Raw genomic sequence first — 23,951 nt, 5'->3', positions numbered from 1 at the left:
GGGGAGCCTCAGCAGGGCCGCTTGCGCAGTTCCATCACGTAGTCGTGCGGCGCCCCGGCCGACTCCGCCGCGTCGGCCATCTCGCCGAGGTAGCGGGCCGAGGGCAGGCCGCCCTCGTAGCCGTCCAGGACGTACGCCCAGGCGGACTCCTCGCCGTCCAGGGTGACCGGCCGTACCCGCGTCCGGCGGTAGACGCCCAGGCCCACGCCCTCCCAGCGGTCCAGGGACTCCTCGTCCATCGGGGCGATGTCGTACAGGGCGACGAAGACCTGGGACAGGGGGTCCTCGACGATCGTCGCCAGCGCGCCCTCCCAGCCCATGTGCTCGCCCCCGAAGGTCAGCCGCCACCCGTTCAGCCAGCCGGTGGCGCGCAGCGGCGAGTGGGGGGCGCGGCGGGTCATGAGCCGCGCGTCGAGGTTGCCGGCGTACGCGGCGTAGAGCGACATGGGGAGAGGGTACGGCAGGCGCCACGGCAGTCCCTCCCGTAACAGTGGGATCTCGGGCGGGCCCCTGGGCCGTAGCACCGGGGCGCGTGCGGGACAATGGAGTACGTGACTCGGATCGTGATCATCGGTGGCGGACCCGGCGGATACGAAGCGGCGCTGGTCGCCGCTCAGCTCGGCGCGGAGGTGACCGTCGTCGACTGCGACGGCCTGGGCGGGGCGTCGGTGCTCACCGACTGCGTACCGTCCAAGACTCTGATCGCCACGGCCGAGGTGATGACCACCTTCGACTCCTCGTACGAGGAGCTCGGCATCATCGTGGCCGACGACACCCCGCACATCGACACCCCCGCGCGGGTCGTCGGCGTGGACCTGGGCAAGGTCAACCGGCGTGTGAAGCGGCTGGCGCTCGCCCAGTCGCACGACATCACGGCCTCCGTGACCCGCGCGGGCGCCCGGGTCCTGCGCGGCCGGGGACGGCTCGACGGGATGCAGTCCCTCGACGGCTCCCGCAAGGTGATCGTCACCGCCGCCGACGGCACCGAGGAGACCCTCCCCGCCGACGCCGTCCTCATCGCCACCGGCGGTCACCCGCGCGAGCTGCCCGACGCCCAGCCCGACGGCGAGCGCATCCTCAACTGGACCCAGGTCTACGACCTCGACGAGCTGCCGGAGGAGCTCATCGTGGTCGGTTCGGGTGTGACCGGCGCCGAGTTCGCCGGCGCGTACCAGGCCCTCGGGTCGAAGGTCACGCTCGTGTCCTCGCGCGATCGCGTCCTGCCCGGCGAGGACCCCGACGCCGCCGCCGTCCTCGAGGACGTCTTCCGGCGCCGCGGCATGAACGTCATGGCCCGCTCCCGCGCCTCCGCCGCCAAGCGCGTCGGCGACCGGGTCGAGGTCACCCTCGCCGACGGCCGCGTCATCACCGGCTCGCACTGCCTCATGGCCGTCGGCGCCATCCCGAACAGCGCCGGGCTCGGCCTGGAGGAGGCCGGCGTCCGGCTCCGCGACTCCGGGCACATCTGGACCGACAAGGTGTCCCGCACCACCGCCCCGGGGGTGTACGCCGCGGGCGACGTCACCGGCGTCTTCGCCCTCGCGTCCGTCGCCGCCATGCAGGGCCGTATCGCCATGTACCACTTCCTCGGTGACGCGGTGACCCCGCTGAACCTCAAGACGGTCTCCTCCAACGTCTTCACCGACCCGGAGATCGCGACCGTCGGCTACAGCCAGTCCGACGTGGACGCCGGGAAGATCGACGCCCGGTTCGTCAAGCTGCCGCTGCTGCGCAACCCGCGCGCCAAGATGCAGGGCATCCGGGACGGCTTCGTCAAGATCTTCTGCCGCCCCGGCACCGGCATCGTGGTCGGCGGCGTGGTCGTCGCCCCGCGCGCCTCGGAACTGATCCACCCCATCTCGATCGCCGTCGACAACAATCTGACGGTCGAACAGATCGCGAACGCGTTCACCGTGTACCCGTCTCTTTCGGGGTCGATCGCCGAGGTGGCCCGGCAGCTGCACACCCGCAAGAGCGGCGGCGAGGCCTGACGGCTTGAACCGACTCCCCGCTGGTCACGGGGAGTTGTCGAGCATGCGTGCGGCATAGGCACGGGGCGTAGCTCCTATACCACTTCCTGCCTTTCTGTACGAACAACTTCTGCTATTCGGCGCAAACTGCTGAAAGCAGACGGTCGTTGGGGTTACTGTCAGTTTCGTGTTCGCTGCAGAACGTCGCCAATTGATCCTCGAAATGGTGCGAGCGAACGGGGCCGTGTCGCTCCGTGAGCTCGCCCGCGTCGTCCAGACCTCCGAAGTGACCGTACGGCGGGACGTGCGCGCGCTGGAGGCAGAAGGACTCCTCGACCGCCGACATGGCGGTGCGGTATTGCCGGGCGGGTTCACGCGGGAGTCCGGCTTTCCGCAGAAATCACATCTCGCGACCGCCGAGAAGACGGCCATCGCCGATCTCGCCGCGAACTTCGTCGAAGAGGGCGAGGCCATCGTGGTCGGGGCCGGTACGACCACGCAGGAGCTGGCCCGCCGGCTGGCCCGGGTGCCCGGGCTGACCGTCGTCACCAACTCCCTGCTGGTGGCCCAGGCGCTGGCCCACGCGAACCGGGTGGAGGTCGTGATGACCGGCGGCACCCTGCGCGGTTCCAACTACGCCCTCGTCGGCTCCGGCGCCGAGCAGTCCCTCCAGGGGCTGCGGGTCTCCCGGGCCTTCCTGTCCGGGAGCGGCCTCACGGCCGAGCGCGGCCTGTCCACCTCCAACATGCTCTCGGCGTCCGTCGACCGGGCGCTGGTGCAGGCGGCGGCCGAGGTCGTCGTGCTCGCCGATCACACCAAGCTCGGTACGGACACCATGTTCCAGACCGTGCCCACGGACGTGATCACGCGGCTGGTGACCGACGAACCGCCGGCCCATGACGACCGTGCCCAGACCGAACTGCAGGCCCTTGCCGATCAGGGGGTGCAGATCGCCGTGGCCGGGGCGAGCGGGAGCCCGGGGGGTGACGAAGTCCCGGCGCGGAGGGCACGTTCCGTGCCGGGGCCCCGGCGGAGTGCTCCGGCCGGCCTTCGCTCCGCCGTGCTCGGGGAGCCGGTTCCCGGGTCCGAGCGGGCGCGCGTCGCCGATCTCCGGCGGCGGTAGCTCCCCGCGCTCCTAGCGGTCCGCTTTCAGGCCCCGCAGCGTCAGCATCAGCAGCCGCTCCGCCAGGTCCGGGTCCCCCGGCCGCCCCTCCGCCGCCAACGCGATGGCATGGGTGAGCTGGAGCAGATCGCCGATCGCCACGTCCGTGCGGACCATGCCCGCCTCCTGCGCCCTGCCCAGCAGCTCGCCGCCCGCCTCCCTGATGGGGTCGCTGCAGCGGGACAAGGCCGACGTGTCGTCGTGGGAGACCGACATCAGCGCCCGCGACAGCCCCCGGTACTCGCTCGCGTGCCGGACCATCTCCCGCAGCCAGGTCACCAGGGCCGTGCACGGCTCCGGGGCCCGGCGCAGTTCGCGGGCCCGGGCCAGCAGATCGCTCACCGCGTCCTCGAAGACCGCGCTCAGCAGGGCGTGCCGGTTGGGGAAGTGGCGGTAGAGGGTGCCGATTCCCACGCCCGCCCGGCGGGCCACGTCCTCCAGGGACGCGTCCGTGCCGTGCTCGGCGAAGGCGGCACGGGCCTCGGTGAGGAGGCGCTCGTAGTTGCGCCGGGCATCGGCGCGCATGGCCCGCGGGGCGACCCGCGCCGCCGTCGCACCAGCACTCTCCGCGGTCCCGCGCGAGGTCGCGCCCACCATGGCCCCCACCTGCTCTCATCAGCGCCCGGCTCTTCCCTCAGGATGCCATCGCCCACCCCCGAGCGGCCCTCCCGGACCGGGCCGGCACCGCACGGGAAAACGAGGCGCCCGGCGGACTGTTCGGTGCAGTCCGCCGGGCGCCTCGGGAGGTGCGTACGGCTCAGTCCTTGATCTCGCAGATCGCGGCGCCGGAGGTGAGGGACGCGCCGACCTCGGCCGACAGGCCCTTGATGGTGCCGGACTTGTGGGCGTTGAGCGGCTGTTCCATCTTCATGGCCTCCAGGACGACGACCAGGTCGCCCTCCTTGACCTCCTGGCCCTCCTCGACCGCGATCTTCACGATCGTGCCCTGCATCGGCGAGGCGAGGGTGTCGCCGGAGGCGACGGGACCGGACTTCTTCGCCGCGCGCCGCTTGGGCTTGGCGCCCGCCGCGAGGCCGGTGCGGGCCAGCGACATGCCGAGCGAGGACGGCAGCGAGACCTCCAGGCGCTTGCCGCCCACCTCGACGACGACCGTCTCCCGGCCCGTCTCCTCGTCCGCGTCCACGTCGGCGGGCGCGGCGAAGGGCTTGATCTCGTTGACGAACTCGGTCTCGATCCAGCGGGTGTGGACCGTGAACGGGTCCTGGCTGCCGGTGAGTTCGGGGGCGAACGCCGGGTCCTTGACGACCGCGCGGTGGAACGGGATGGCCGTGGCCATGCCCTCGACCTGGAACTCCTCCAGGGCGCGCGCGGCCCGCTGAAGGGCCTCCTTGCGGGTGCGGCCGGTGACGATCAGCTTGGCCAGCAGGGAGTCCCAGGCGGGGCCGATGACCGAGCCGGACTCCACGCCCGCGTCCAGCCGGACACCGGGCCCGGACGGCGCCTCGAAGGCGGTGACGGTGCCGGGCGCCGGGAGGAAGTTGCGGCCCGGGTCCTCGCCGTTGATGCGGAACTCGAAGGAGTGCCCGCGCAGCACCGGGTCGCCGTAGCCGAGCTCCTCGCCGTCGGCGATCCGGAACATCTCGCGCACCAGGTCGATGCCGGCGACCTCCTCGGTGACCGGGTGCTCCACCTGCAGACGGGTGTTGACCTCCAGGAAGGAGATCGTGCCGTCCATGCCCACCAGGAACTCCACCGTGCCGGCGCCGACGTAGCCGGCCTCCTTCAGGATGGCCTTGGAGGAGGAGTACAGCTCCGCCATCTGCGCCTCGGACAGGAACGGCGCCGGGGCCTCCTCGACCAGCTTCTGGTGCCGGCGCTGCAGCGAGCAGTCACGGGTCGACACCACGACGACATTGCCGTGGGTGTCGGCCAGGCACTGGGTCTCCACGTGCCGCGGCTTGTCCAGGTAGCGCTCGACGAAGCACTCGCCCCGCCCGAACGCGGCGACGGCCTCACGGACCGCCGAGTCGTACAGCTCCGGCACCTCTTCGAGGGTCCGGGCGACCTTCAGGCCACGGCCACCGCCACCGAAGGCGGCCTTGATCGCGATCGGCAGACCGTGCTGCTCGGCGAAGGCGACGACCTCCTCGGCACCGGAGACCGGGTCGGGCGTACCGGCGACCAGCGGCGCACCGGCGCGCTGGGCGATGTGACGGGCGGCGACCTTGTCCCCGAGATCCCGGATCGCCTGCGGCGGCGGGCCGATCCAGATCAGGTCCGCGTCGAGAACCGCCTGAGCGAACTCGGCGTTCTCGGAGAGGAAGCCGTAGCCGGGATGGATGGCGTCCGCCCCCGACTCGCGCGCCGCCTTCAAGACCTTGTCGATGTCCAGGTAACTGGTGGCCGGAGTGTCACCGCCCAGTGCGAACGCCTCATCCGCGGCGCGGACATGCAGAGCGTCCCGGTCGGGGTCGGCGTATACGGCCACGCTCGCGATACCGGCGTCCCGGCATGCCCGGGCCACGCGGACAGCGATTTCGCCACGGTTGGCGATGAGCACCTTGCGCACGATTGAGGCTCCCTCCTTGAAACAAGCCGAGTTTAGGGACTGCCGACACGGCACTTCGACCCGTCCCCAATGGTGAGCTTGCCCACACGGAGCGTGATTCGAGGCTCGCTCGACCCGCGAAATCCCTTGTCGCACCGCCGTACGCAGGACTCCTCGGGGAAACCCTAGCCCTCGGGTGTGGTCAAGGTCTCTGTGAAGGCGTGCTGCGGCCCACTCTGTTTCTTTGTGGAGTCCCTACGAATGGCCCAATGATTCTTTGCCACTCCCAGAACCCTTGTCCCGAGGTTTACCCGTTAGTAGCGTTCGATCTCCTGAACGTACTTGCAGTAACCGCAGTCCTGCTAGGACGGCGCTGGAGCGCTCGGAAGTGGGTGGGGACCGGTGGTGCGCAGACCGGTGGCATGGGTGGTGGCGGTCGTCCTGTTCGCCGAGGCGCTCGGCATCGCGGCGGTGCAGTGGTTCCTGGGCGTCGTGGTCGACCGCCAGGACATGTCCCTGGCGGGCCTCGACCCGGACGTGATGTCGGTGTCCTCGAAGATCGGCGGACTCCTCTTCGGTCTGTACTTCGCCCTGTGCGGCGTGGTCGCCCTGCTGGTGGCGCTGCGCGACCGCCCGGCGGCCGGCCTCGGCCGGATGCTGCTGATCAGCGCGGCGGTGGTGCACGGACTGCTCGGCGCGTTCGCCTGGGGACTGCTCGGCTGGGCCGAGTTCCTCTTCATGGTCGTGGTGCTGGGGCTGATCGTGCTGCTGCTGATGACCTACGACAGCCTGGCGGAGCCCGCCGACGCCGTGCCCGGCGGGGAGGGCGCGCCGCCCGTCACCGGTCCGCCGGCGCCCACAACTCCGTGATCCCCACGCCCAGTTCGGCCAGCAGGCGGCGCAGCAGGGGCAGGCTGAGGCCGATGACGTTGCCGTGGTCGCCGTCGATGCCGTCGATGAACGGGGCCGAGCGGCCGTCCAGGGTGAACGCCCCGGCGACGTAGAGGGGTTCGCCCGAGGCGACATACGCGGCGACCTCCTCGTCGGTGGGCTCGCCGAACCGGACGACAGTGGACGCGGTGGCGGAGGCGTACCGTCCGCTCGCGGTGTCCCAGACGCAGTGCCCGGTCTGCAGGGTGCCCGCCCGGCCGCGCATCGCCTTCCAGCGGGCGGTCGCCTCCTCGGCGTCGGCGGGCTTGCCGAGGGCCTGTCCGTCCAGGTCGAGGACCGAGTCGCAGCCGATCACCAGCGCGCCCATGACCTCCGGCCGGGCCGCCACGACGGAGGCCTTCGCCTCGGCCAGGGCGAGCGCCAGCTCGGCGGGGGTGGGTGCGGTGACGGCGTCCTCGTCGACGCCGCTCACGATGACCTCGGGGTCCAGGCCGGCCTGGCGCAGGAGGTTCAGTCGGGCGGGGGACTGGGAGGCGAGCACGAGCCGGCGGCGGGGGTGATCGGTCATGTGGTTCAGCGTAGACCGGTGACCAGCATCGCGAGCACCATGGCCAACGCCATGAGAACACCCAGTCTGCGGAGCATGCGTTGCATGTCGCGCAGTTCCTCGGGGGGCTCATCCTCGGGGTCGGACCACAACATGCTCCCAGCGTGCGGCGTGGCCGTCCCGGGCGCCTGAGTACGCGTACTCAAGTCGGCGCCCGGGGTTCCACTTCTCCGCGCCGCTCAGGGGTTTCAGCCCGGCCAGTACGTCCGTGCCCATGTCGTCGGCCCCGGCTGCGGCAGCCGGTGGGCCGCGACCCTCGCCGGGTCGGACCACGCGGCGCCCGGCTGGTCCGCGCCGGACGGCTCGGCCACCGCCGCCGCGGCGCGGGCGCGGACCACCGCCAGGGCGGCGGCCAGCTCCTCGGGTGTGGGGTTGCCCCGCAAGACCTTGATCGTCACAGCGGCTCCTTAGCGGTCCTCAGAGGGGGATGTTGCCGTGCTTCTTCGGCGGCAGGGACGCCCGCTTGGTGCGCAGCTGACGCAGCCCGCGCACGATGTGCCGACGGGTCTCCGACGGCATGATCACGGCGTCGACGTAGCCGCGCTCGGCCGCGACGTAGGGGTTGAGGAGGGTGTCCTCGTACTCCTGGATCAGCCGGGCGCGCACCGCCTCCAGATCTTCGCCGTTCACCTCGGCCTCGGCGATCGTCCTGCGGTGCAGGATGTTCACCGCGCCCTGCGCGCCCATCACCGCGATCTGCGCCGTCGGCCAGGCCAGGTTCAGGTCGGCGCCCAGGTGCTTGGAGCCCATGACGTCGTAGGCGCCGCCGAAGGCCTTGCGGGTGATGACGGTGATCAGCGGGACCGTCGCCTCGGCGTAGGCGTAGATCAGCTTGGCGCCGCGCCGGATGATGCCGGTGTGCTCCTGGTCCACGCCCGGCAGGAAGCCGGGCACGTCCACGAAGGTGAGCACCGGGACGTTGAACGCGTCGCACGTGCGCACGAACCGCGCGGCCTTCTCGGACGCGTCGATGTCCAGGCAGCCCGCGAACTGCATCGGCTGGTTGGCGACGATCCCGACCGGCCGGCCCTCCACCCGCCCGAACCCGGTGAGGATGTTCGGCGCGAACAGCGGCTGCGTCTCGAAGAACTCGGCGTCGTCCAGGACATGCTCGATCACCGTGTGCATGTCGTACGGCTGGTTCGCGCTGTCCGGCACGATCACGTCCAGCTCGCGGTCCTCGTCGGTGAGTTCGAGGTCCGCCTCCTCCGGGAACGCCGGCGGCTCGGAGAGGTTGTTGGACGGCAGGTACGACAGCAGCTGCTTGACGTACTCGATGGCGTCCTTCTCGTCCCCGGCCATGTGATGGGCCACGCCCGAGGCGGAGTTGTGGGTCCGCGCGCCGCCCAGCTCCTCGAAGCCGACGTCCTCACCGGTGACGGTCTTGATGACGTCCGGACCGGTGATGAACATGTGCGAGGTCTGGTCGACCATGACCGTGAAGTCGGTGATGGCCGGCGAGTACACCGCGCCGCCCGCGCACGGCCCGACGACCAGGCTGATCTGCGGGATGACGCCCGAGGCGTGGGTGTTGCGGCGGAAGATCTCGCCGTAGGCGCCCAGCGACGCGACACCCTCCTGGATGCGGGCGCCGCCGGAGTCGTTGATGCCGATGACCGGGCAGCCGGTCTTCAGCGCGAAGTCCATCACCTTGACGATCTTCTGGCCGTAGACCTCGCCCAGCGCACCGCCGAAGACGGTGAAGTCCTGCGAGAACACCGCGACCGGGCGGCCGTCGACGGTGCCGTACCCGGTGACGACGCCGTCGCCGTAGGGGCGGTTGTGCTCCAGCCCGAAATTGCTGGAGCGGTGCCGGGCGAATTCGTCCAGCTCGACGAACGAGCCTTCGTCCAGGAGGAGTTCGACCCGTTCACGGGCCGTCAGCTTGCCCTTGGCGTGCTGCTTCTCCACGGCACGTGCGGAGCCGGCGTGCGTCGCTTCCTCGATGCGGCGCTGAAGATCCGCGAGCTTGCCCGCGGTGGTGTGGATGTCGATCTGCTCTTCCGGCTCGGACATCGGGATCGCGGCTCCCTGCCTGCTCAAAAGGGGGGACGGTTACTCATCCGTAGAGTAGTGGTGCGTCTACCGATCGGCAGTGCGGCGTTTGCCACACCTAGGGTGGCTTGCATGACGCCGCGCGATGCATCAGACGACAGCCGCTGGTCCGACCTGGAACGCCCCCCGCTCAACGCCGTGGCGCTGCGCCGGGCGCTGGTCCGTGACGGCGGCCTCTACCGCGAGCTGGAGGTGGTCCAGCGCACCGGGTCCACCAACTCCGACCTGGTGGCGCTGGCCGCGAAGGGCACAGCCGAGGAGGGCGCGGTCCTGGTCGCGGAGGAGCAGACGGCGGCCCGGGGCCGCCTGGACCGGCAGTGGACGGCACCGGCCCGCTCGGGGCTGTTCTTCTCCGTCCTGCTGAAGCCGGCCCAGGTGCCGGTCGAGCGGTGGGGCTGGCTGCCGCTGCTCACCGGCGTGGCGGTGGCGACGGGGCTGTCGCGGGCGGCCGGGGTCGACACGGCACTCAAGTGGCCGAACGACCTGCTGGTGACCGTGGGCGGCGCCGAGCGCAAGGCCGGAGGCATCCTCGCGGAGCGGGCCGGGGACGACGGGGTGGTGATGGGCGTCGGCATCAACGTCACCCTCAAGGAGGATGAGCTCCCGGTGCCCCAGGCGGGGTCGCTGGCGCTGGCCGGGGCGGTGAGCACGGACCGGGACACCTTGCTGCGGGCGGTGCTGCGGTCGCTGGAGGACTGGTACGGGCGGTGGCGGTCGGCCGGGGGCGACCCCGCGGCGAGCGGTCTCCAGGAGACGTACGCGGCGGGCTGCGCGACGCTCGGCCGGGTGGTGCGGGCGGAGCTGCCCGGGGACCGGTCGATCGTCGGGGAGGCGGTGGCCGTGGACGGGGACGGACGCCTGGTGATCGCGACGGAGGAGGGCGTGCAGGAGCCGGTGGGGGCGGGGGACATCGTGCACCTGCGGCCGGCGTGAGCGATGGCTCCGCGGGCCCGACGCCGAATACCGGAAAGGGACGCGATCAGGAAACCCTCTGCCCCGCTTAACGGAGTGAGCTGGCGCACACCTGCCGTAGAGTTGGGGCCGGTCGATACCTGACCGCGGCAGATCGGAAGGGCAGCAGGCGTGACCGTCGACGACACGGGCTCCGGCATGGACCCCCACGCCGCCGACCCCGGCGAAGATCCACTCGCCCTGCGTCTCGAGCAGCTCATCCTCGGCGCGGAGCGGCGCTACACCCCTTTCCAGGCCGCCCGCAGCGCCGGTGTCTCCATGGAGCTGGCCTCCCGCTTCTGGCGGGCCATGGGCTTCGCCGACATCGGCCAGGCCAAGGCGCTGACCGAGGCCGACGTGCTGGCGCTCAGGCGCCTCGCCGGTCTCGTCGAGGCGGGACTGCTGAGCGAGGCCATGGCCGTCCAGGTGGCCAGGTCCACCGGGCAGACCACCGCCCGGCTCGCCGAGTGGCAGATCGACTCCTTCCTGGAGGGCCTGACCGAACCCCCCGAGCCGGGCATGACCCGCACGGAGGTCACCTACCCCCTGGTCGAGCTGCTCCTGCCCGAGCTGGAGGAGTTCATCGTCTACGTCTGGCGCCGCCAGCTCGCCGCCGCCACCGGCCGGGTCGTGCAGGCCGCCGACGACGAGGAGATGGTCGACCGGCGCCTCGCCGTCGGCTTCGCCGACCTCGTGGGTTTCACCCGCCTGACCCGGCGGATGGAGGAGGAGGAGCTCGGCGAACTCGTCGAGGCCTTCGAGACCACCGCCGCCGACCTGGTCGCCGCGCGGGGCGGACGGCTCATCAAGACGCTCGGCGACGAGGTGCTGTACTCCGCCGACGACGCGGGCGTCGCCGCCGAGATCGCGCTGCGGCTCATCGAGACCATGGCGAACGACGAGACCATGCCGGAGCTGCGGGTCGGCATCGCCTTCGGCACGGTCACCACTCGTATGGGCGATGTCTTCGGTACGACCGTGAACCTCGCCTCCCGGCTGACGTCGATAGCTCCTCGGGACGCCGTCCTCGTCGACAGCGCCTTCGCGCAGGAGTTGATCCGGACCGGGGAGGCGCCGGCCTCCGAGGCGGAGGCGGCGGAGGCCGCTGCCGCCGCCGAGAAGGAGGGCGAGGAGCCGCCGACGTACCGGTTCGCGCTGCAGCCGATGTGGCAGCGGCCCGTGCGTGGCCTTGGTGTGGTCGAGCCGTGGCTGCTTACCCGGCGGGATACGATGCCGTCGTAGGGGTCAGTGCTCGCGCTCGGGCAGCGGGTCCACGCACAGTCCGATGACCAGCAGGCACACGCCCGGCCGGTCGGTGGGGCCGGGCGTCGGCTCGGGGGCCGGTGTGTGCGCGGGTCGGCTGGGGGCGGCGGGCTGTGGCGCCGGGTGGGTCGTCGCGGGCGGCTGCGGCGCGTCGGTTCTCGGGGCCTCGGGAATGGTCGTGGCCGGGTCCAGCGGAGCCTGCGGGGGCGGGGGTGCGGTCGGCGCCGGGTTCGTCGGTGCTGGGCTCGGGGGTGCCGTGGGGGTCGGTGCGCCCGGGCCGCCCAGCACCGTGGTCGCGGAGGGGCTGACCCGCGGGAGCGGGCCCACCGCCGCGGCGGCGTTCGTGGCGTGGTCGGTGGCCGGGGCCCCGTCCCCGCCCGGCCAGGGTTCCGCCTCCGGTGCGTCCAGGCCGCCGAGACCCGACTCGGGGGTCAGCCTTACGAGGCTCAGGGCGCCGGCCGCCAGGGCGAGGCCCCCCGCGGCGAGCAGGACCTTGCGGGGACGGGGGCGGCGGTGCCGGCCACGGGAGCCGAAGAGCCGGACCGGGGCACCGGTCTCCGGCTCCGGCTCCGGCACGGCCTGTGCCGCCGACGATTCCGTCACCGCCCTCACACTCCCTCCCCGCTGCGCCATGGCGGACGCACGCTATGCGCTCGGCGGACCAGGCGGAGCGGTTTGTAGGGATGTCACCCGAACGGGATGCCTTCCCCGGAGGGGGATCGGGCTGCGATGATCGGGGCGGTTGTTGTTAACCCGCGTTAACCGGAGGGTCTCATGAGCGAGGAGCGGTACGGGGAGTTCGTGCTGGTACGGCGGCACGGGGACGGTGGGCATGTCGCGGAGCTGGCCCTGGACCGGCCGAAGGCCATGAACGCCGTGTCCACGCAGATGGCACGGTCCGTCGGCGAGGCGTGCGCCGCGCTGGGGGCGGACCCGGGCGTACGGGTGGTGGTGCTGACCTCGACGCATGAGCGGGCGTTCTGCGTCGGGGCCGATCTGAAGGAGCGGAACTCCTTCAGCGACGCGGATCTGGTGCGGCAGCGGCCGGTGGCCCGGGGTGCGTACACCGGGGTGCTGGAGCTGCCGGTGCCGACGATCGCGGCGGTGCACGGGTTCGCCCTGGGGGGCGGCTTCGAGCTGGCGCTCTCCTGTGACCTGATCGTGGCGGACTCGACCGCGGTGGTGGGGCTGCCGGAGGTGTCGGTCGGGGTGATCCCGGGCGGTGGCGGTACGCAGCTGCTGCCGCGGCGGGTCGGGGCGGCCCGGGCGGCCGAACTGATCTTCACGGCGCGGCGGGTGGAGGCCGTGCAGGCACGGGAGCTGGGGTTGGTGGACCAGCTGGTGGAGGAGGGGCGGGACCGGGAGGAGGCGCTGACCCTGGCCGGCCGGATCGCGGGGAACTCCCCGGTGGGCCTGCGGGCCGCCAAGCGGGCGCTACGGCTCGGACAGGGGCTGGACCTGCGGGCCGGCCTCGAGGTCGAGGACGCGGCCTGGCGAGCGGTGGCGTTCTCGGGCGACCGCGCGGAGGGAGTGGCCGCCTTCAACGAGAAGCGAAAGCCGGAGTGGCCGGGGGAGTGAGGGGGCGGGGGCCTGCGCGGCCAGGGGCGTGACGGGGCGGGGCCTGCCGGGCCCCGGGGCGTGAAGGGGTAGGCCTGCCTGGCCGGGGGCGGCGGGGTGTGGTTTCGGTGGGGCGGAAATCCGGCGGGCCGGGTGGACTGGTGGGGTTTGGGCGAGGGGCGGGGCCTGCCTGGGCCGGGGCTTGAACGGGCGGGGGCCCGCCTGGCTCCGGGGTGTGAAGGGGTGGGGGCCTGCCGGTCTCGGGGTGTGAAGGGGTCGGCGCCTGCCTGGAGAGTGGCGGGGTGTGGTTTCGGCGGGGGCGGAAATCAGGCTGGGCGGCGGGACTGGCGGGGTTTCGGCGAGGGGCGTGGCCTGCCTGGCTCGGGGTGTGGAGGGTGGCGCCGCGAGCGACCCGGCCCCCCTGCCCCGACCAGCCGGTCTGAAACCTCCACCGATCCCGCACTCCGCGACTCCCCGCCCAGGCGACTCCCGGCCCCATCACCCCCGGGGCCAGGCGGCCCCCACGCGGCCCCCGGTGGTGACACCTGTTCGCCGTATCAATGTCCCTAATTGTCGTGAACCTCCCTAGCCTGGGGTGATGGGTGAGGACAACCGGCTCGCGGCCGTCGTGGGGCTGGCGCAGGGGATGGCGGCGGCGCACAGCTCGCGCGAGGCGTGGCGGGCCGCCGCGAGCGGGGCCTGCCGTGCGCTCGGCGGGAGCTTCGCCGCGCTGTCCGTCTGGGAGCGGGAGCTGGGGCGGTTGCGGGTGCTGGTGAACGTGGGGGACCGGGCACCCGACGAGGAGGAGTTCCCCGAGCGGGAGGCCTACCCCGTCCACCAGTTCCCCGAGATCACCGAGTTCCTGCACGAACGCTGGGCCGGGGGCGGTGAGCCCAACGCCTGGGTGGAGACGGCGGAGGGGCCGGCCGCGGGGCGGCGCCCGGGATATGTGCATCAGCGCGTGGCCGCTCTACGGCGCCGGGGCCGCGGCTGCTGCGTCGTCGCACCGATCGTGCTGCACGGCAGGGCGTGGGGCGAGCTCTATGTCGCCCGTCCCACCGGCGCCCCGCTCTTCGGGCGGGAGGACGCCGACTTCGCCACCGTCCTCGCCGCGGTCGTGGCCGCCGGGATCGCCCAGGCGGAACGGCTGGAGGAGGCCCGGCGGCTGGCGTACACCGACGCGCTCACCGGTCTCGCCAACCGCCGGGCCGTGGACGGACGCCTGGACGAGGCCATCGACCGGCACCGTGCGGAGGGTGTCGTCGTCAGCCTCGTCGTCTGCGATCTGAACGGGCTCAAGCGCGTCAACGACACCCGCGGGCACGCCGTGGGCGACCGGCTGCTGGAACGGTTCGGCTCGGTGCTCTCCCTGTGCGGCGCCATGCTCCCCGGCGCGTTGGCCGCCCGCCTCGGCGGTGACGAGTTCTGTCTGCTCGCGGTCGGCCCGTCCGCCGACGAGGTCGTGCGCACCGCCGACGAACTGTGCCGTCGCGCGGCCGAGCTGGAGCTGGGCGACGGAGTGGCCTGCGGCGTCGCCTCCACCGCCGACCCCATCGGTCCCGTCGTCTCGGCCCGCCGCCTCTTCCGGCTGGCCGACGCCGCCCAGTACCAGGCCAAGGCCATGCGGGCCACCAAGCCGGTGGTGGCGGGCCGGGAGGGCCCCGACGACCCCGTCGTCCGGCTCGCCGACTCGCCCTCCGCCGAACCCCCCGCCGGGGAACGCCGTCGCTTCCGGGGCCGCCGCGACGTGACCGATCGGTAAGGGGCGAACCAGGCCCCCACTGGTGACATCCGGGAATTCACTGCGTACGCTCCTGAATATGGATATGCACACTGTGGTGGTGGGGACGTCCGGGGCGACCGCGTCCGACGTGCTCGCGGTGGCGCGCGACGGCGCCCGCGTCGAGCTGAGCCAGGAGGCCGTGGCCGCTCTTGCCGCGGCCCGGGAGCTCGTGGACGCCCTCGCGGCCAAGCCCGAGCCCGTCTACGGCGTCTCCACCGGCTTCGGCGCCCTGGCGACCCGGCACATCAGCCAGGAGCTGCGCGCTCAGCTCCAGCGCAACATCGTCCGCTCGCACGCCGCCGGCATGGGCCCGCGCGTGGAGCGCGAGGTCGTGCGGGCCCTGATGTTCCTGCGACTGAAGACCGTCTGCTCGGGGCACACCGGCGTGCGGCCCGAGGTCGCGCAGTCCATGGCCGACCTGCTCAACGCCGGCATCACGCCGGTCGTCCACGAGTACGGCTCCCTCGGCTGTTCCGGCGACCTCGCCCCGCTCTCCCACTGCGCCCTCGCGCTCATGGGCGAGGGCGACGCCGAGGGCCCGGACGGCACCGTACGCCCCGCCGCCGAGCTGCTCGCGGAGCACGGCATCGCCCCCGTCGTCCTGCGCGAGAAGGAGGGTCTCGCCCTGCTCAACGGCACCGACGGCATGCTCGGCATGCTGGTCATGGCGCTGGCCGATCTGGAGAGGCTGTACAAGTCCGCCGACATCACCGCGGCCCTCTCCCTCGAAGCGCTGCTCGGGACCGACAAGGTGCTCGCGCCCGAGCTGCACGCCATCCGCCCCCACCCGGGGCAGGGCGCCTCCGCCGCCAACATGCTCGCCGTACTGAAGGACTCCCAGCTCACCGGGCACCACCAGGACGACGCCCCGCGGGTGCAGGACGCCTACTCCGTGCGGTGCGCTCCGCAGGTCGCCGGTGCCGGGCGGGACACCCTGGCCCATGCCCGGCTGGTCGCCGAGCGGGAGCTGGCCTCCGCCGTGGACAACCCCGTCGTCCTTCCGGACGGCAGGGTGGAGTCCAATGGCAACTTCCACGGGGCGCCGGTCGCCTACGTGCTCGACTTCCTCGCCATCGCCGCCGCCGACCTCGCCTCCATCGCCGAGCGGCGCACCGACCGGCTCCTGGACAAGAACCGCAGCCACGGCCTGCCGCCGTTTCTCGCCGACGACGCCGGCGTCGACTCGGGGCTGATGATCGCGCAGTACACGCAGGCGGCTCTGGTCAGTGAGATGAAGCGGCTCGCGGTGCCCGCGTCCGCCGACTCGATCCCCTCCTCCGCCATGCAGGAGGACCACGTCTCCATGGGGTGGTCGGCCGCGCGGAAGCTGCGTACCGCCGTCGACAACCTCACGCGGGTCGTCGCGATCGAGCTGTACGCGGCCACCCGGGGCGTCGGACTGCGGGAAGGGCTCACCCCCGCGCCCGCCACCCGGGCCGTCATCGAGGCCGTACGGAAGGCCGGGGTCCAGGGGCCGGGGCCGGACCGTTTCCTGGCGCCGGATCTCGCGGCGGCGGACGCCTTCGTACGCGACGGGCGGCTGGTCGCGGCCGTGGAGAGCGTCACCGGGCCGCTGCGGTAGCGGACAGCACGAAGCCCCCGCCGTACGCGCGTACGGCGGGGGCTCTCGCCGACTACTTCAGCTTGCCCAGCTGGGCCGTGACGATCTCCGCCGGGATCTCGGCCGCCTTGCCCGTGCCGAGCGACGCGAGGTTCACCGTGTAGAACGTGGCGATGGTGTTGCCCGTGCGGACCACCGCGGTGGTGAAGGTGGCGGTACCCTCGCCGTCCATGTCGACGTCCTGCGTGAACGCCACCGACTCGTCGCCCTGACCGGCGGCCTTCGCCGAGCCGACCTTGGTGACCTTGGTGTTCTCCTCGGCCGCCGTCATGCCGTAGCCGCCGGAGCAGGCCGCGACACCGTCGTTGACGGCCTTCATGGTCTTCTCGGCGCCGTCGGCGTCGTAGGACGACAGGCCCACGAACGTCATGTTGAAGTCGAAGGCGTCCTCGACGCTCTCCGGCGCCGTCGTCGCCGAGGCCGCCTTGTCCTCGGCGACCGTGTTGGACGCGCTCGCGTCCGTCTCACCCGGGGCCAGGCCCGCCGTGGCCCACGCCAGCGGGGCGCACTCGGCCTTGTCCGTCTTCACCTCGGTCTTGGCCTTGGGGAGCGTCTCGTCCCCCGCCTCGACCTTGTACCCCTTGACGTCCCCCTGCGCGAGCAGCAGCTTCTCCAGCTCCGCGGCGCTCAGCGCCTTCGCGGCCTGGGTCGGGGAGGCGGACGCCTCCGTGCCCGCGGCCTTGTCGGAGTCCTTGGAGTCCTCACTCGAACAACCCGTGATGAGGGCGAGCGTCACCGCGCTCATGGCGGCCGTGGCGCCTATCCGCGCCCTCGAAGATCTCTTCATGACGCGGACTATGAACGTTTCGTTGAAGAAACGTCAAGTCAGTTCAGAAACCGTGACGTTCCCGCCGAACCGAATAGACCACGAAGCCGGCGCCCACCGCGAGCGAGAAGGTCCCGCCCATGACGTAGGGCGTGCTGTCGAAGCTTCCGGTGTCGGCGAGTTCGACCGCGGAGTCCGCGGAGTCCGCCGCGGCGGCGGCCCGGGCCTGCTGGGTGACCTGCGTCGACGGGGCCGGCGAGGGCACGTCTCTCGCCGGTTCGTCCCCGGTCGCGTTCGCGGAGGGGACGAACCACAGGGCGCCCAGCAGGGTCCCCGCGGCGGTGGCGGTCAGCAACGGACGGCGAGCGGATGACACGGAATATCGATCCCCTTGTGGCGCTGGCGAATTGGCCGTGTGGAGCGATGCTAATGAAAGCCCCCGGTCGCGGGAAAGTCGTGGGAGCCTCAAGACATCCTCGGGCCGTACGCTCCGGGGCATGAGTACTGAAGAGACATCACGGTTTGTACGGCTTCGGGTGGAACTCGTCCTGGAAGTGGACGACATGGACGCCGTGACGAAGGCGGCCCTGGGGCGGATCGCCGACGACAGCGCGATGCCCGCCGACGAGCGGACGCACGCCGAGAGCGCTGTGACGGAAGACACCGCGGAGGCCCTGGCCTACCTCGTGGACCCGTTCGACCTGGTCAGCGAGATCCCGGGGGTCGACCTGGCGCAGGCCTCCTGGTCCAGCGAGCAGATCGACTACGACCCCGATTCGCCGGACTGGGACCTTGACGAGGATGATGTCGACGGGGACGACGACGAAGAGACGGTTGACTGAGTTCGCTTGGGGAAACCCGTGACCCCGGTCGGCAACCGCCGCCCGGGGTTTCGTCGTCTCACGGGACGCACTGACCGACACCCGCACCACCCGCCGCAGCGACGTGGTGTGCCCCACACCTGCAAGGGATGTGGAACGGGACGAACCGGTCGTAGCGTTGAAGATTCTTGACGGGGACTCTCGGGGTATGGGGATTCGGCAGCGATGGAGAAGCGTGTGATGACGGACAGTAAGCGGCGCAGGGGCCTGACGGTCGCGTCCGCACTGCTCGGCGGTGTGCTGGTGCTCTCGGCGTGCTCCGGCGGCGACGAGGCCTCCGGGAACGACGGGGGCGGCGACACCGCGCAGGCCACTGTCGACGAGGCGGCGGCGCAGGAGACCTCCGAGGCCCAGATCAAGATCACGCCGAAGGACGGCACCGACAACGCCTCCATCAACAACTCCGCCACCGTCACCGTGAGCAAGGGCACGCTCACCGAGGTCACGATGAAGACCGCCGACGGTGCCGCCGTCGAGGGCGCGATATCCGCCGACAAGAAGAGCTGGCAGCCCAACGCCCAGCTGGAGCGGTCCACCACCTACAAGATCACCGTGACCGCCGAGGACGCCAAGGGCCTGAAGGCCCACGAGAACGCCTCCTTCACCACGCTCTCCCCGACCAACAGCTTCCTCGGCTACTTCACGCCGGAGGACGGCTCCACCGTCGGCGTGGGCATGCCGGTCTCGATCAACTTCGACAAGTCGATCACCAACAAGGCGGACGTCCAGAAGGCCGTCACCGTCTCCTCGACCAGCGGCCAGGAAGTCGCCTGCCACTGGTTCAACGACACCCGCATGGACTGCCGCCCCGACGAGTACTGGCAGGAAGGCTCCACCGTCACGCTGAAGCTCGCGCTCGACGGTGTCGAAGGCGCCGAGGGGGTCTACGGCGTCCAGCAGAAGACGGTCACCTTCAAGATCGGCCGCAACCAGGTCTCCTACGTCGACGCGAAGACCAAGCAGATGAAGGTCACGCAGGACGGCGAGGTCGTCAAGACCATCCCGATCTCGGCCGGCTCGCCGGAGAACAAGACCTACGAGGGCCAGATGGTGATCTCCGAGAAGTTCAAGGAGACCCGGATGAACGGCGCGACGGTCGGTTTCACCGACGATGACGGCAAGGGCGAGTACGACATCAAGGACGTCCCGCACGCCATGCGCCTGTCGACCTCCGGCACCTTCATCCACGGCAACTACTGGGGCGCGGACTCGGTCTTCGGCAACGCCAACACCAGCCACGGCTGCGTCGGCCTGAACGACACCAAGGGCGCCAACGACAAGGGCACCGAGGGCTACTGGTTCTACACGAACTCGATCGTCGGTGACGTCGTGGTCGTCCAGAACACCGGCGACAAGACGATCGCCCCGGACAACGGCCTCAACGGCTGGAACATGAGCTGGGCGGACTGGAAGGCGGGCTCGGCGGTCTGATCCGCCGCCCCCTCCTCGTCAACTCCTCGGCAACGAGAAGCGGCCTCCGGGACCTGAGTCCCGGAGGCCGCTTCCTTTTGTCCGCCTGCTACTTGCCGTAGTACGCGTTGTAGATCGAGAGGGTCGCCTTGTTGCCCTTCTTGTCGGCGACCTTCGCGTGGAAGGAGATGGCCTTGCCCTTCTCCGGGTTCTTCACCTTGATCTTGCCGCCGGTGACGGAGACCTTCTTCCAGGTCTGGCCGTAGTCGTACGACACCCACACCGACAGCGACTTGAGGTTGCTGCCCGCGGCGGCGCCCACGACGCTGACCGGGACGCTCTTCGTCAGGCCCGCCGTGACCCGGCTGCTCAGGTCGGTCTTGGCGTTGAAGCGGACCGTGGAGGCAGGGAGCCTGACCTGGTCGGACGCCGGCTTCTTGGACTTGAACGTCCAGCTGGCGTCGATCCGGGTGGAGGCGGCGGCTACCTTGACGCTCCGCTTGACCGAGGTCGTCAGCTTGTACTCGGCCTCGGCGGACGGAACCTTGAAGACGCCCTCGCCGAACAGCGGGTCGGTGTTGGAGCCGATCTTCGTGCCGTTGCGGTACAGCTCCGTCTTCACCGAGGTGAAGTCGGAGGAGCCGGCGTGCTTGGCCCCGTCGGCGAACAGCGGCAAGAAGCCGTAGACGCTGTTGCCCTCGCGGAACAGGCCGTAGTCCGCGTTGATGTGCGGACCGAAGACCGCGTTGTTGAAGGTCTTCTGGTAGGTCTGGCCCGCCTTGAAGGTCTGCGGCGCGCCGAGCGTGTAGAAGGCGTCCGGGACCGGGAAGCCCTCGGGCGTGTGGCTGCCGTACTGCTCGACGTCGAACGTCCACCGGATCTTGTCGGACGTGGAGAGGTACATCGTGCGGGTGCCCGGCAGCTTCTGCTCGACCGGCATGCCGATCACGAAGTCATTCGGGAACTCGCCGTACGAGGTCACACCACCGGTCTTGCCGGAGGCCGAGGCGCCCAGGCGGTTCTTCACCGTGGCGAGCTCGCTCGCCTTGAAGTGGCGGACCTTGTCGCCCTGGATCTTCTTCACCGTGGCGGTGGTGGCCACGTCGTACTCGGCGCTCGCGCCCTTGGTCCACTGGCCGCTCCAGGTCTGCTGGAGACCGGAGACCTCGCCGCCCAGGTGCTTCATGCGCACATTGGCGAAGGAGTCGAGTCCGACCCCGATGCCGATGCCTGCCGGGTCGTACATGTAGCCGATCATCGCCGAGAGCGGCTTGGCCCCCGCGTCCGGCACCGTGATGTCGGCCGCCTGGGTCTTACGGGCGTCGATCGTCACCGAGGTGTTCTTGGTGACGGTCAGCCTCGGCTGGACCAGCCAGTCCAGGCCGCCCTTCATCTCGGCGAAGTCCTCGGCGATCCAGGCGTCCAGCAGGTACTGGCCCTTGGGCAGCCGCAGCGTGGTGGTGCCGGAGGCGACCGGCGGAACACCGTAGATGCGGTCGGTGGCCAGACCCGTGTAGCCGAGCAGGACGGTGTTGTAGACGTCGGTCGGCTTGCCGTCCTTGCCGATGTGCTTGACCGTGACGTCGTACGACTCCACCTCGCGCTGCACCGCGGCGGCCGTACGGACCGTCTGCCCGCCGCCCGTCGCCGTGACGTACGCCGAGTAGGCGCCGTCCAGCGTGCCGCCCAGCTTGGTGTTGACCGTCATGCCGACGGTGGCCTTGCCGCCCGCCGGGACGGTCACCGTGGAGGCGGCCAGCTTGAAGAAGCCCGCCGGGGCCGGCCGGCCCTTGGGGTCGGTGGCGGTCGCCGACAGCTTCAGGGTGACGTCCTGCGTACCGAGGTTGCGGTACGTCAGCTCCTTGGTGACCGGGGTGTCGTCGGTGTGCGGCCACTGCTGCACCCCGAAGCTCAGCGACACCGGGTCGGCGATCAGGGTCTGCTTGATGGCCTTGTCCACCTGGATCCGGCCCGAACCCTGCTCGAACGGCGTGTACTTGCCGCCCTTGGCGGACGCCGTCAGCGCGCCCTTGAGCTCGGCGTACGTCCACTCCGGGTGCTGCTGCTTCAGGATCGCGGCGGCGCCCGCGACATGCGGGGTGGCCATCGACGTACCCGAGATGGTGAGGTACCCGGCCGGCTTCTCGCCGACCTCCTGCTCGATCATGCTGCCCTTGGCGGACGCGGCCGTGATGTCCACGCCCGGGGCGGTGACGTCCGGCTTGATCGCGCCGTCGCCGAGCCGTGGTCCGGTGCTGGAGAACCCGGCGAGCCGGTCCTTGTCGTCGACCGCGCCGACGGTGAGCGCGGCCTCCGCGCTGCCGGGCGAACCGACCGACTCCGGGCCGGAGTTGCCCGCCGCGATGGCGAACAGGATGCCCTTCTCGGCGGACAGCTTGTCGACCGCCGCCTCCAGCGGGTCCACCTCGGGGGTGTCCATGCCGCCGAGGCTGAGGTTGACGACCTGGGCGCCCTGCTCGGCCGCCCACTCCATGCCGGCCAGGATGCCGGAGTCGTCACCGGAGCCGGTGTCGTCCAGGACCTTGCCGTTGAGGACCTGGGCGCCGGGCGCCACGCCCTTGAACTTGCCGCCGGACTTCGCTCCGGTGCCCGCCGCGATGGACGCGACGTGCGTGCCGTGGCCGACCTTGTCCTCCGCGGTGGCCGCCGGGGTGAAGTTCTTCGACGCGATCACCTGGTCCTTGAGGTCCGGGTGGTTCACGTCGACACCGGTGTCCAGGACGGCGATCTTGACGCCCTTGCCGTCGTACCCCGCCGACCATGCCGCGGGGGTGCCTATCTGGGCCACCGAGGTGTCGAGGGTGGCCTTGCGGGTGCCGTCGAGCCAGATGTGGGCGATGCCCGAGGCGGTGCGGTCGCCGTTGGTGACGGCGTCCCACAGGTCGGGCGTCTCGGTGTACGGCGTCTGGACCGCGTCCGCGTTCAGGGACTTCAGGGTCCGGCGGAGCTGGCCCGCGTCCCGGACGTCGGCCTTGGTGCCGGCCGCGGCGCCCTTGTACCCGACGATCACCTTCAGGCCCTTGGCCTGCGACTTGCGGGTGGCCGACGTGTTGAGCTCGGTGACGTCGAACAGCCGCTGGTCGAGCTTGCCCGCGGTGATCAGGCGCGCCGCGTCGGCGGGTATGACGAGCGTGTGCCCGTCGGCCTTGCGGATCTGGACGGGTATGTGCTGACGTCCCTCCGCCCGCTGCAGGCCGATCACGCGGCCCTTGGCGTCGACGGTGACCCGGTCACCCGTGATCAGGGTGATGGCGTGATGGGCGGTCAGCTGAGCGGCGCCGGTGGCGCGCGGCTCGGGCTTCGCCGATGCCGGGCTGGTCATGCCGGCGGCGAGGGCGACGGCGGCGGCCGTGGCGACGGTGGCCGCGCATGCTCTTTTCACTTGTCTGCGCAAGTTTCCCCCTTGCTGAAGTACCGGGTGAATTCCCCCTTCACCCGGCCGGGGGTGGTCTGCACAGACGTACGTGCCCCCCGGAATAGGCAGTATGCCGGGGGGTGATCAGCTACCTCAATAGACAGGGGACGGACAGAATCGGACTGTTACGCGCCCGCGTTTTCCCTGACGGAGATCTTTCCCTTGCGGATGGTCGCGACGCGGGGGGCCTTCCTCGCGATGGCCGAATCGTGCGTGACCATGATGAAGGTGAGCCCGAGCTCCTTCCACATGCGTTCGAGTACGTCCATGATCTCGTCGCGCATCGACTCGTCGAGGTTGCCCGTGGGTTCGTCGGCGAGCAGCACCTTGGGCTGTTTGACCAGGGCGCGGGCGATCGCGACGCGCTGCTGCTGTCCTCCGGACATCTCGGAGGGGAGGTGGGTGAGCCGTTCGCCGAGGCCGACGGATTCCAGGGCCTGGGCCGCGCGTTCCCTGCGGTCCTTCGGCTTCGTGCCGAGGGGTACGAGGGCGGTTTCCACGTTCTCCTGGGCGGTGAGGGTGGGGATGAGATTGAAACTCTGGAAGACGAATCCGATGTTCTCGCTGCGGACGCCGGTCAGTTTGGCCTCGGAGAGTTTGGCGAGATCCGTGCCGTCCAGGACGACCTCGCCCGACGTCGGGCGGTCGAGGCCGCCGAGCATCTGGAGAAGGGTGGACTTGCCGCCGCCGGTGGGGCCCTGGATGACGAGACGGTCCCCGTCGGGGATGGCGAGGTCGACTCCGTCGAGGGCGTGCACGGTTTCCTTGCCTCGGGTGTAGAGCTTGGTGACGTTTCTGAGGTCGTACATGGGTGGCTCCTGGGTGGGGTCGTCGTCGGGGTGGCGGGGGTTCGGGGTCGGCTGCGGGTGAGTGGGGGTCGGTCGCGCAGTTCCCCGCGCCCCTGGGGTGGGTTCCGGTGTGGCCTGCTTTGGTGTTGGCTGCGGGTGGGTGGGGGCTGGTCGCGCAGTTCCCCGCGCCCCTGGGTGGGCTTGGTGCGGGGTGCTTGGTCAGTTCTGGGGTGGCCGCGGGGGATGCTCTGCTTCAGCCTTGGCCGACTGCGCGCCTCGGCTGCGGCCGACTGCCTAGGGT

General features: G+C 71.2%; 22 protein-coding genes. 10 read left to right on the top strand and 12 right to left on the bottom strand.

Features of this window, described 5'->3' with window-relative positions; all coding sequences use genetic code 11:
* Positions 1-8: 8 nt before the first annotated feature.
* Positions 9-446 (bottom strand): gamma-glutamylcyclotransferase, encoded by a 438-nt coding sequence (locus tag ACWD11_RS01755; RefSeq protein ID WP_389415248.1) that lies wholly within the window; start codon positions 444-446, stop codon positions 9-11.
* Between the two features lie 96 nt (positions 447-542).
* Between ACWD11_RS01755 and ACWD11_RS01750 the strand changes: the two genes are divergently transcribed.
* Positions 543-1,991 carry an NAD(P)H-quinone dehydrogenase gene (locus ACWD11_RS01750; protein WP_389415247.1) on the top strand — a complete coding sequence of 483 codons (1,449 nt, stop codon included), beginning with the start codon at positions 543-545 and terminating at the stop codon, positions 1,989-1,991.
* A 166-nt stretch (positions 1,992-2,157) separates the two neighbouring features.
* Positions 2,158-3,093 (top strand): DeoR/GlpR family DNA-binding transcription regulator, encoded by a 936-nt coding sequence (locus tag ACWD11_RS01745; RefSeq protein WP_389415246.1) that lies wholly within the window; start codon positions 2,158-2,160, stop codon positions 3,091-3,093.
* A 12-nt stretch (positions 3,094-3,105) separates the two neighbouring features.
* Here ACWD11_RS01745 and ACWD11_RS01740 read toward each other — a convergent pair whose 3' ends face one another.
* Both ACWD11_RS01740 and ACWD11_RS01735 read right to left on the bottom strand, forming a co-directional pair.
* Positions 3,106-3,657: a TetR/AcrR family transcriptional regulator gene (locus tag ACWD11_RS01740; protein ID WP_451281123.1), complete on the bottom strand. Its 552-nt coding sequence runs from the start codon at positions 3,655-3,657 to the stop codon at positions 3,106-3,108.
* Between the two features lie 232 nt (positions 3,658-3,889).
* Positions 3,890-5,662 carry an acetyl/propionyl/methylcrotonyl-CoA carboxylase subunit alpha gene (locus tag ACWD11_RS01735; protein WP_389415245.1) on the bottom strand — a complete coding sequence of 591 codons (1,773 nt, stop codon included), beginning with the start codon at positions 5,660-5,662 and terminating at the stop codon, positions 3,890-3,892.
* A gap of 381 nt (positions 5,663-6,043) precedes the next feature.
* On the opposite strand from ACWD11_RS01735, the gene ACWD11_RS01730 reads away from it, so the two are divergent.
* Positions 6,044-6,511, top strand: a complete 468-nt coding sequence (locus ACWD11_RS01730) for a hypothetical protein (RefSeq protein WP_389415244.1) — start codon at positions 6,044-6,046, stop codon at positions 6,509-6,511.
* Here ACWD11_RS01730 and ACWD11_RS01725 read toward each other — a convergent pair.
* The 4 genes from ACWD11_RS01725 to ACWD11_RS01710 all read right to left on the bottom strand — a co-directional run bounded on the left by ACWD11_RS01725 (position 6,480) and on the right by ACWD11_RS01710 (position 9,155).
* Positions 6,480-7,100: a nucleoside triphosphate pyrophosphatase gene (locus ACWD11_RS01725; RefSeq protein WP_389415243.1), complete on the bottom strand. Its 621-nt coding sequence runs from the start codon at positions 7,098-7,100 to the stop codon at positions 6,480-6,482. The genes ACWD11_RS01730 and ACWD11_RS01725 overlap by 32 nt on opposite strands.
* A 5-nt stretch (positions 7,101-7,105) precedes the next feature.
* Positions 7,106-7,234: a morphogenic membrane protein MmpB gene (mmpB, locus tag ACWD11_RS01720; protein ID WP_383319438.1), complete on the bottom strand. Its 129-nt coding sequence runs from the start codon at positions 7,232-7,234 to the stop codon at positions 7,106-7,108.
* A 93-nt stretch (positions 7,235-7,327) separates the two neighbouring features.
* The gene (locus ACWD11_RS01715; protein ID WP_389415242.1) at positions 7,328-7,537 is read right to left on the bottom strand and encodes an acyl-CoA carboxylase epsilon subunit; all 210 of its coding nucleotides are present in this window, start codon (positions 7,535-7,537) and stop codon (positions 7,328-7,330) included.
* 19 nt (positions 7,538-7,556) lie between these two features.
* A complete protein-coding gene (locus ACWD11_RS01710; RefSeq protein WP_389415241.1) occupies positions 7,557-9,155 on the bottom strand; it encodes an acyl-CoA carboxylase subunit beta in 1,599 nt (532 codons plus the stop codon).
* Between the two features lie 111 nt (positions 9,156-9,266).
* On the opposite strand from ACWD11_RS01710, the gene ACWD11_RS01705 reads away from it, so the two are divergent.
* Positions 9,267-10,127, top strand: coding sequence for a biotin--[acetyl-CoA-carboxylase] ligase (locus ACWD11_RS01705; protein WP_451280664.1), 861 nt, complete (start codon positions 9,267-9,269; stop codon positions 10,125-10,127).
* Positions 10,128-10,277: 150 nt separating this feature from the next.
* Positions 10,278-11,387 carry an adenylate/guanylate cyclase domain-containing protein gene (locus ACWD11_RS01700; RefSeq protein ID WP_451280662.1) on the top strand — a complete coding sequence of 370 codons (1,110 nt, stop codon included), beginning with the start codon at positions 10,278-10,280 and terminating at the stop codon, positions 11,385-11,387.
* 3 nt (positions 11,388-11,390) lie between these two features.
* Here the strand turns inward: ACWD11_RS01700 and ACWD11_RS01695 are convergent, their stop codons facing one another.
* Complete coding sequence (locus tag ACWD11_RS01695; RefSeq protein ID WP_451280660.1) at positions 11,391-12,011, bottom strand: hypothetical protein; 621 nt, start codon at positions 12,009-12,011, stop codon at positions 11,391-11,393.
* Positions 12,012-12,182: 171 nt separating this feature from the next.
* Here ACWD11_RS01695 and ACWD11_RS01690 point away from each other — a divergent pair, with 171 nt between their 5' ends.
* The 3 genes from ACWD11_RS01690 to hutH all read left to right on the top strand — a co-directional run bounded on the left by ACWD11_RS01690 (position 12,183) and on the right by hutH (position 16,330).
* On the top strand, positions 12,183-12,986 hold the full coding sequence (locus tag ACWD11_RS01690) for an enoyl-CoA hydratase/isomerase family protein (RefSeq protein WP_389415237.1): 804 nt from the start codon (positions 12,183-12,185) through the stop codon (positions 12,984-12,986).
* Between the two features lie 577 nt (positions 12,987-13,563).
* The gene (locus ACWD11_RS01685) at positions 13,564-14,727 is read left to right on the top strand and encodes a diguanylate cyclase domain-containing protein (protein ID WP_451280657.1); all 1,164 of its coding nucleotides are present in this window, start codon (positions 13,564-13,566) and stop codon (positions 14,725-14,727) included.
* Positions 14,728-14,791: 64 nt separating this feature from the next.
* Positions 14,792-16,330, top strand: coding sequence for a histidine ammonia-lyase (hutH, locus tag ACWD11_RS01680; RefSeq protein ID WP_451281121.1), 1,539 nt, complete (start codon positions 14,792-14,794; stop codon positions 16,328-16,330).
* 52 nt (positions 16,331-16,382) lie between these two features.
* On the opposite strand, the gene ACWD11_RS01675 is transcribed toward hutH, so the two are convergent.
* Together ACWD11_RS01675 and ACWD11_RS01670 are read right to left on the bottom strand one after the other, a co-directional pair.
* On the bottom strand, positions 16,383-17,156 hold the full coding sequence (locus ACWD11_RS01675; protein ID WP_451280655.1) for a hypothetical protein: 774 nt from the start codon (positions 17,154-17,156) through the stop codon (positions 16,383-16,385).
* Between the two features lie 43 nt (positions 17,157-17,199).
* Positions 17,200-17,511, bottom strand: coding sequence for a hypothetical protein (locus ACWD11_RS01670; protein ID WP_389415234.1), 312 nt, complete (start codon positions 17,509-17,511; stop codon positions 17,200-17,202).
* Positions 17,512-17,632: 121 nt separating this feature from the next.
* Here ACWD11_RS01670 and ACWD11_RS01665 point away from each other — a divergent pair, with 121 nt between their 5' ends.
* Both ACWD11_RS01665 and ACWD11_RS01660 read left to right on the top strand, forming a co-directional pair.
* A complete protein-coding gene (locus ACWD11_RS01665) occupies positions 17,633-17,977 on the top strand; it encodes a hypothetical protein (RefSeq protein ID WP_451280653.1) in 345 nt (114 codons plus the stop codon).
* A gap of 204 nt (positions 17,978-18,181) precedes the next feature.
* Positions 18,182-19,447: a L,D-transpeptidase gene (locus ACWD11_RS01660; RefSeq protein WP_451280651.1), complete on the top strand. Its 1,266-nt coding sequence runs from the start codon at positions 18,182-18,184 to the stop codon at positions 19,445-19,447.
* An 88-nt stretch (positions 19,448-19,535) separates the two neighbouring features.
* Here the strand turns inward: ACWD11_RS01660 and ACWD11_RS01655 are convergent, their stop codons facing one another.
* Both ACWD11_RS01655 and ACWD11_RS01650 read right to left on the bottom strand, forming a co-directional pair.
* Positions 19,536-22,769 (bottom strand): S8 family peptidase, encoded by a 3,234-nt coding sequence (locus ACWD11_RS01655; RefSeq protein ID WP_451281119.1) that lies wholly within the window; start codon positions 22,767-22,769, stop codon positions 19,536-19,538.
* A 218-nt stretch (positions 22,770-22,987) separates the two neighbouring features.
* The gene (locus tag ACWD11_RS01650) at positions 22,988-23,671 is read right to left on the bottom strand and encodes an ABC transporter ATP-binding protein (protein WP_389415231.1); all 684 of its coding nucleotides are present in this window, start codon (positions 23,669-23,671) and stop codon (positions 22,988-22,990) included.
* Between the last annotated feature and the right edge of the window lie 280 nt (positions 23,672-23,951).

It is taken from the genome of Streptomyces sp. NPDC002776, from assembly GCF_053592195.1.
The sequence above is the reverse complement of the archived record's forward strand: the minus strand, read 5'-3'. Positions and strand labels throughout refer to the sequence as shown.

Excerpts from the sequence above, each read along its gene's own strand:
- ACWD11_RS01755 (WP_389415248.1), bottom strand. The coding sequence starts at position 446 with ATGTCGCTCTACGCCGCGTACGCCGGCAACCTCGACGCGCGGCTCATG.
- ACWD11_RS01750 (WP_389415247.1), top strand. The coding sequence starts at position 543 with ATGGAGTACGTGACTCGGATCGTGATCATCGGTGGCGGACCCGGCGGA.
- ACWD11_RS01740 (WP_451281123.1), bottom strand. The coding sequence starts at position 3,657 with ATGCGCGCCGATGCCCGGCGCAACTACGAGCGCCTCCTCACCGAGGCC.
- ACWD11_RS01725 (WP_389415243.1), bottom strand. The coding sequence starts at position 7,100 with ATGACCGATCACCCCCGCCGCCGGCTCGTGCTCGCCTCCCAGTCCCCC.
- mmpB (WP_383319438.1), bottom strand. The coding sequence starts at position 7,234 with ATGTTGTGGTCCGACCCCGAGGATGAGCCCCCCGAGGAACTGCGCGAC.
- ACWD11_RS01710 (WP_389415241.1), bottom strand. The coding sequence starts at position 9,155 with ATGTCCGAGCCGGAAGAGCAGATCGACATCCACACCACCGCGGGCAAG.
- ACWD11_RS01705 (WP_451280664.1), top strand. The coding sequence starts at position 9,267 with ATGACGCCGCGCGATGCATCAGACGACAGCCGCTGGTCCGACCTGGAA.
- ACWD11_RS01690 (WP_389415237.1), top strand. The coding sequence starts at position 12,183 with ATGAGCGAGGAGCGGTACGGGGAGTTCGTGCTGGTACGGCGGCACGGG.
- ACWD11_RS01685 (WP_451280657.1), top strand. The coding sequence starts at position 13,564 with ATGGGTGAGGACAACCGGCTCGCGGCCGTCGTGGGGCTGGCGCAGGGG.
- hutH (WP_451281121.1), top strand. The coding sequence starts at position 14,792 with ATGCACACTGTGGTGGTGGGGACGTCCGGGGCGACCGCGTCCGACGTG.
- ACWD11_RS01675 (WP_451280655.1), bottom strand. The coding sequence starts at position 17,156 with ATGAAGAGATCTTCGAGGGCGCGGATAGGCGCCACGGCCGCCATGAGC.
- ACWD11_RS01665 (WP_451280653.1), top strand. The coding sequence starts at position 17,633 with ATGAGTACTGAAGAGACATCACGGTTTGTACGGCTTCGGGTGGAACTC.
- ACWD11_RS01660 (WP_451280651.1), top strand. The coding sequence starts at position 18,182 with ATGGAGAAGCGTGTGATGACGGACAGTAAGCGGCGCAGGGGCCTGACG.
- ACWD11_RS01655 (WP_451281119.1), bottom strand. The coding sequence starts at position 22,769 with ATGACCAGCCCGGCATCGGCGAAGCCCGAGCCGCGCGCCACCGGCGCC.
- ACWD11_RS01650 (WP_389415231.1), bottom strand. The coding sequence starts at position 23,671 with ATGTACGACCTCAGAAACGTCACCAAGCTCTACACCCGAGGCAAGGAA.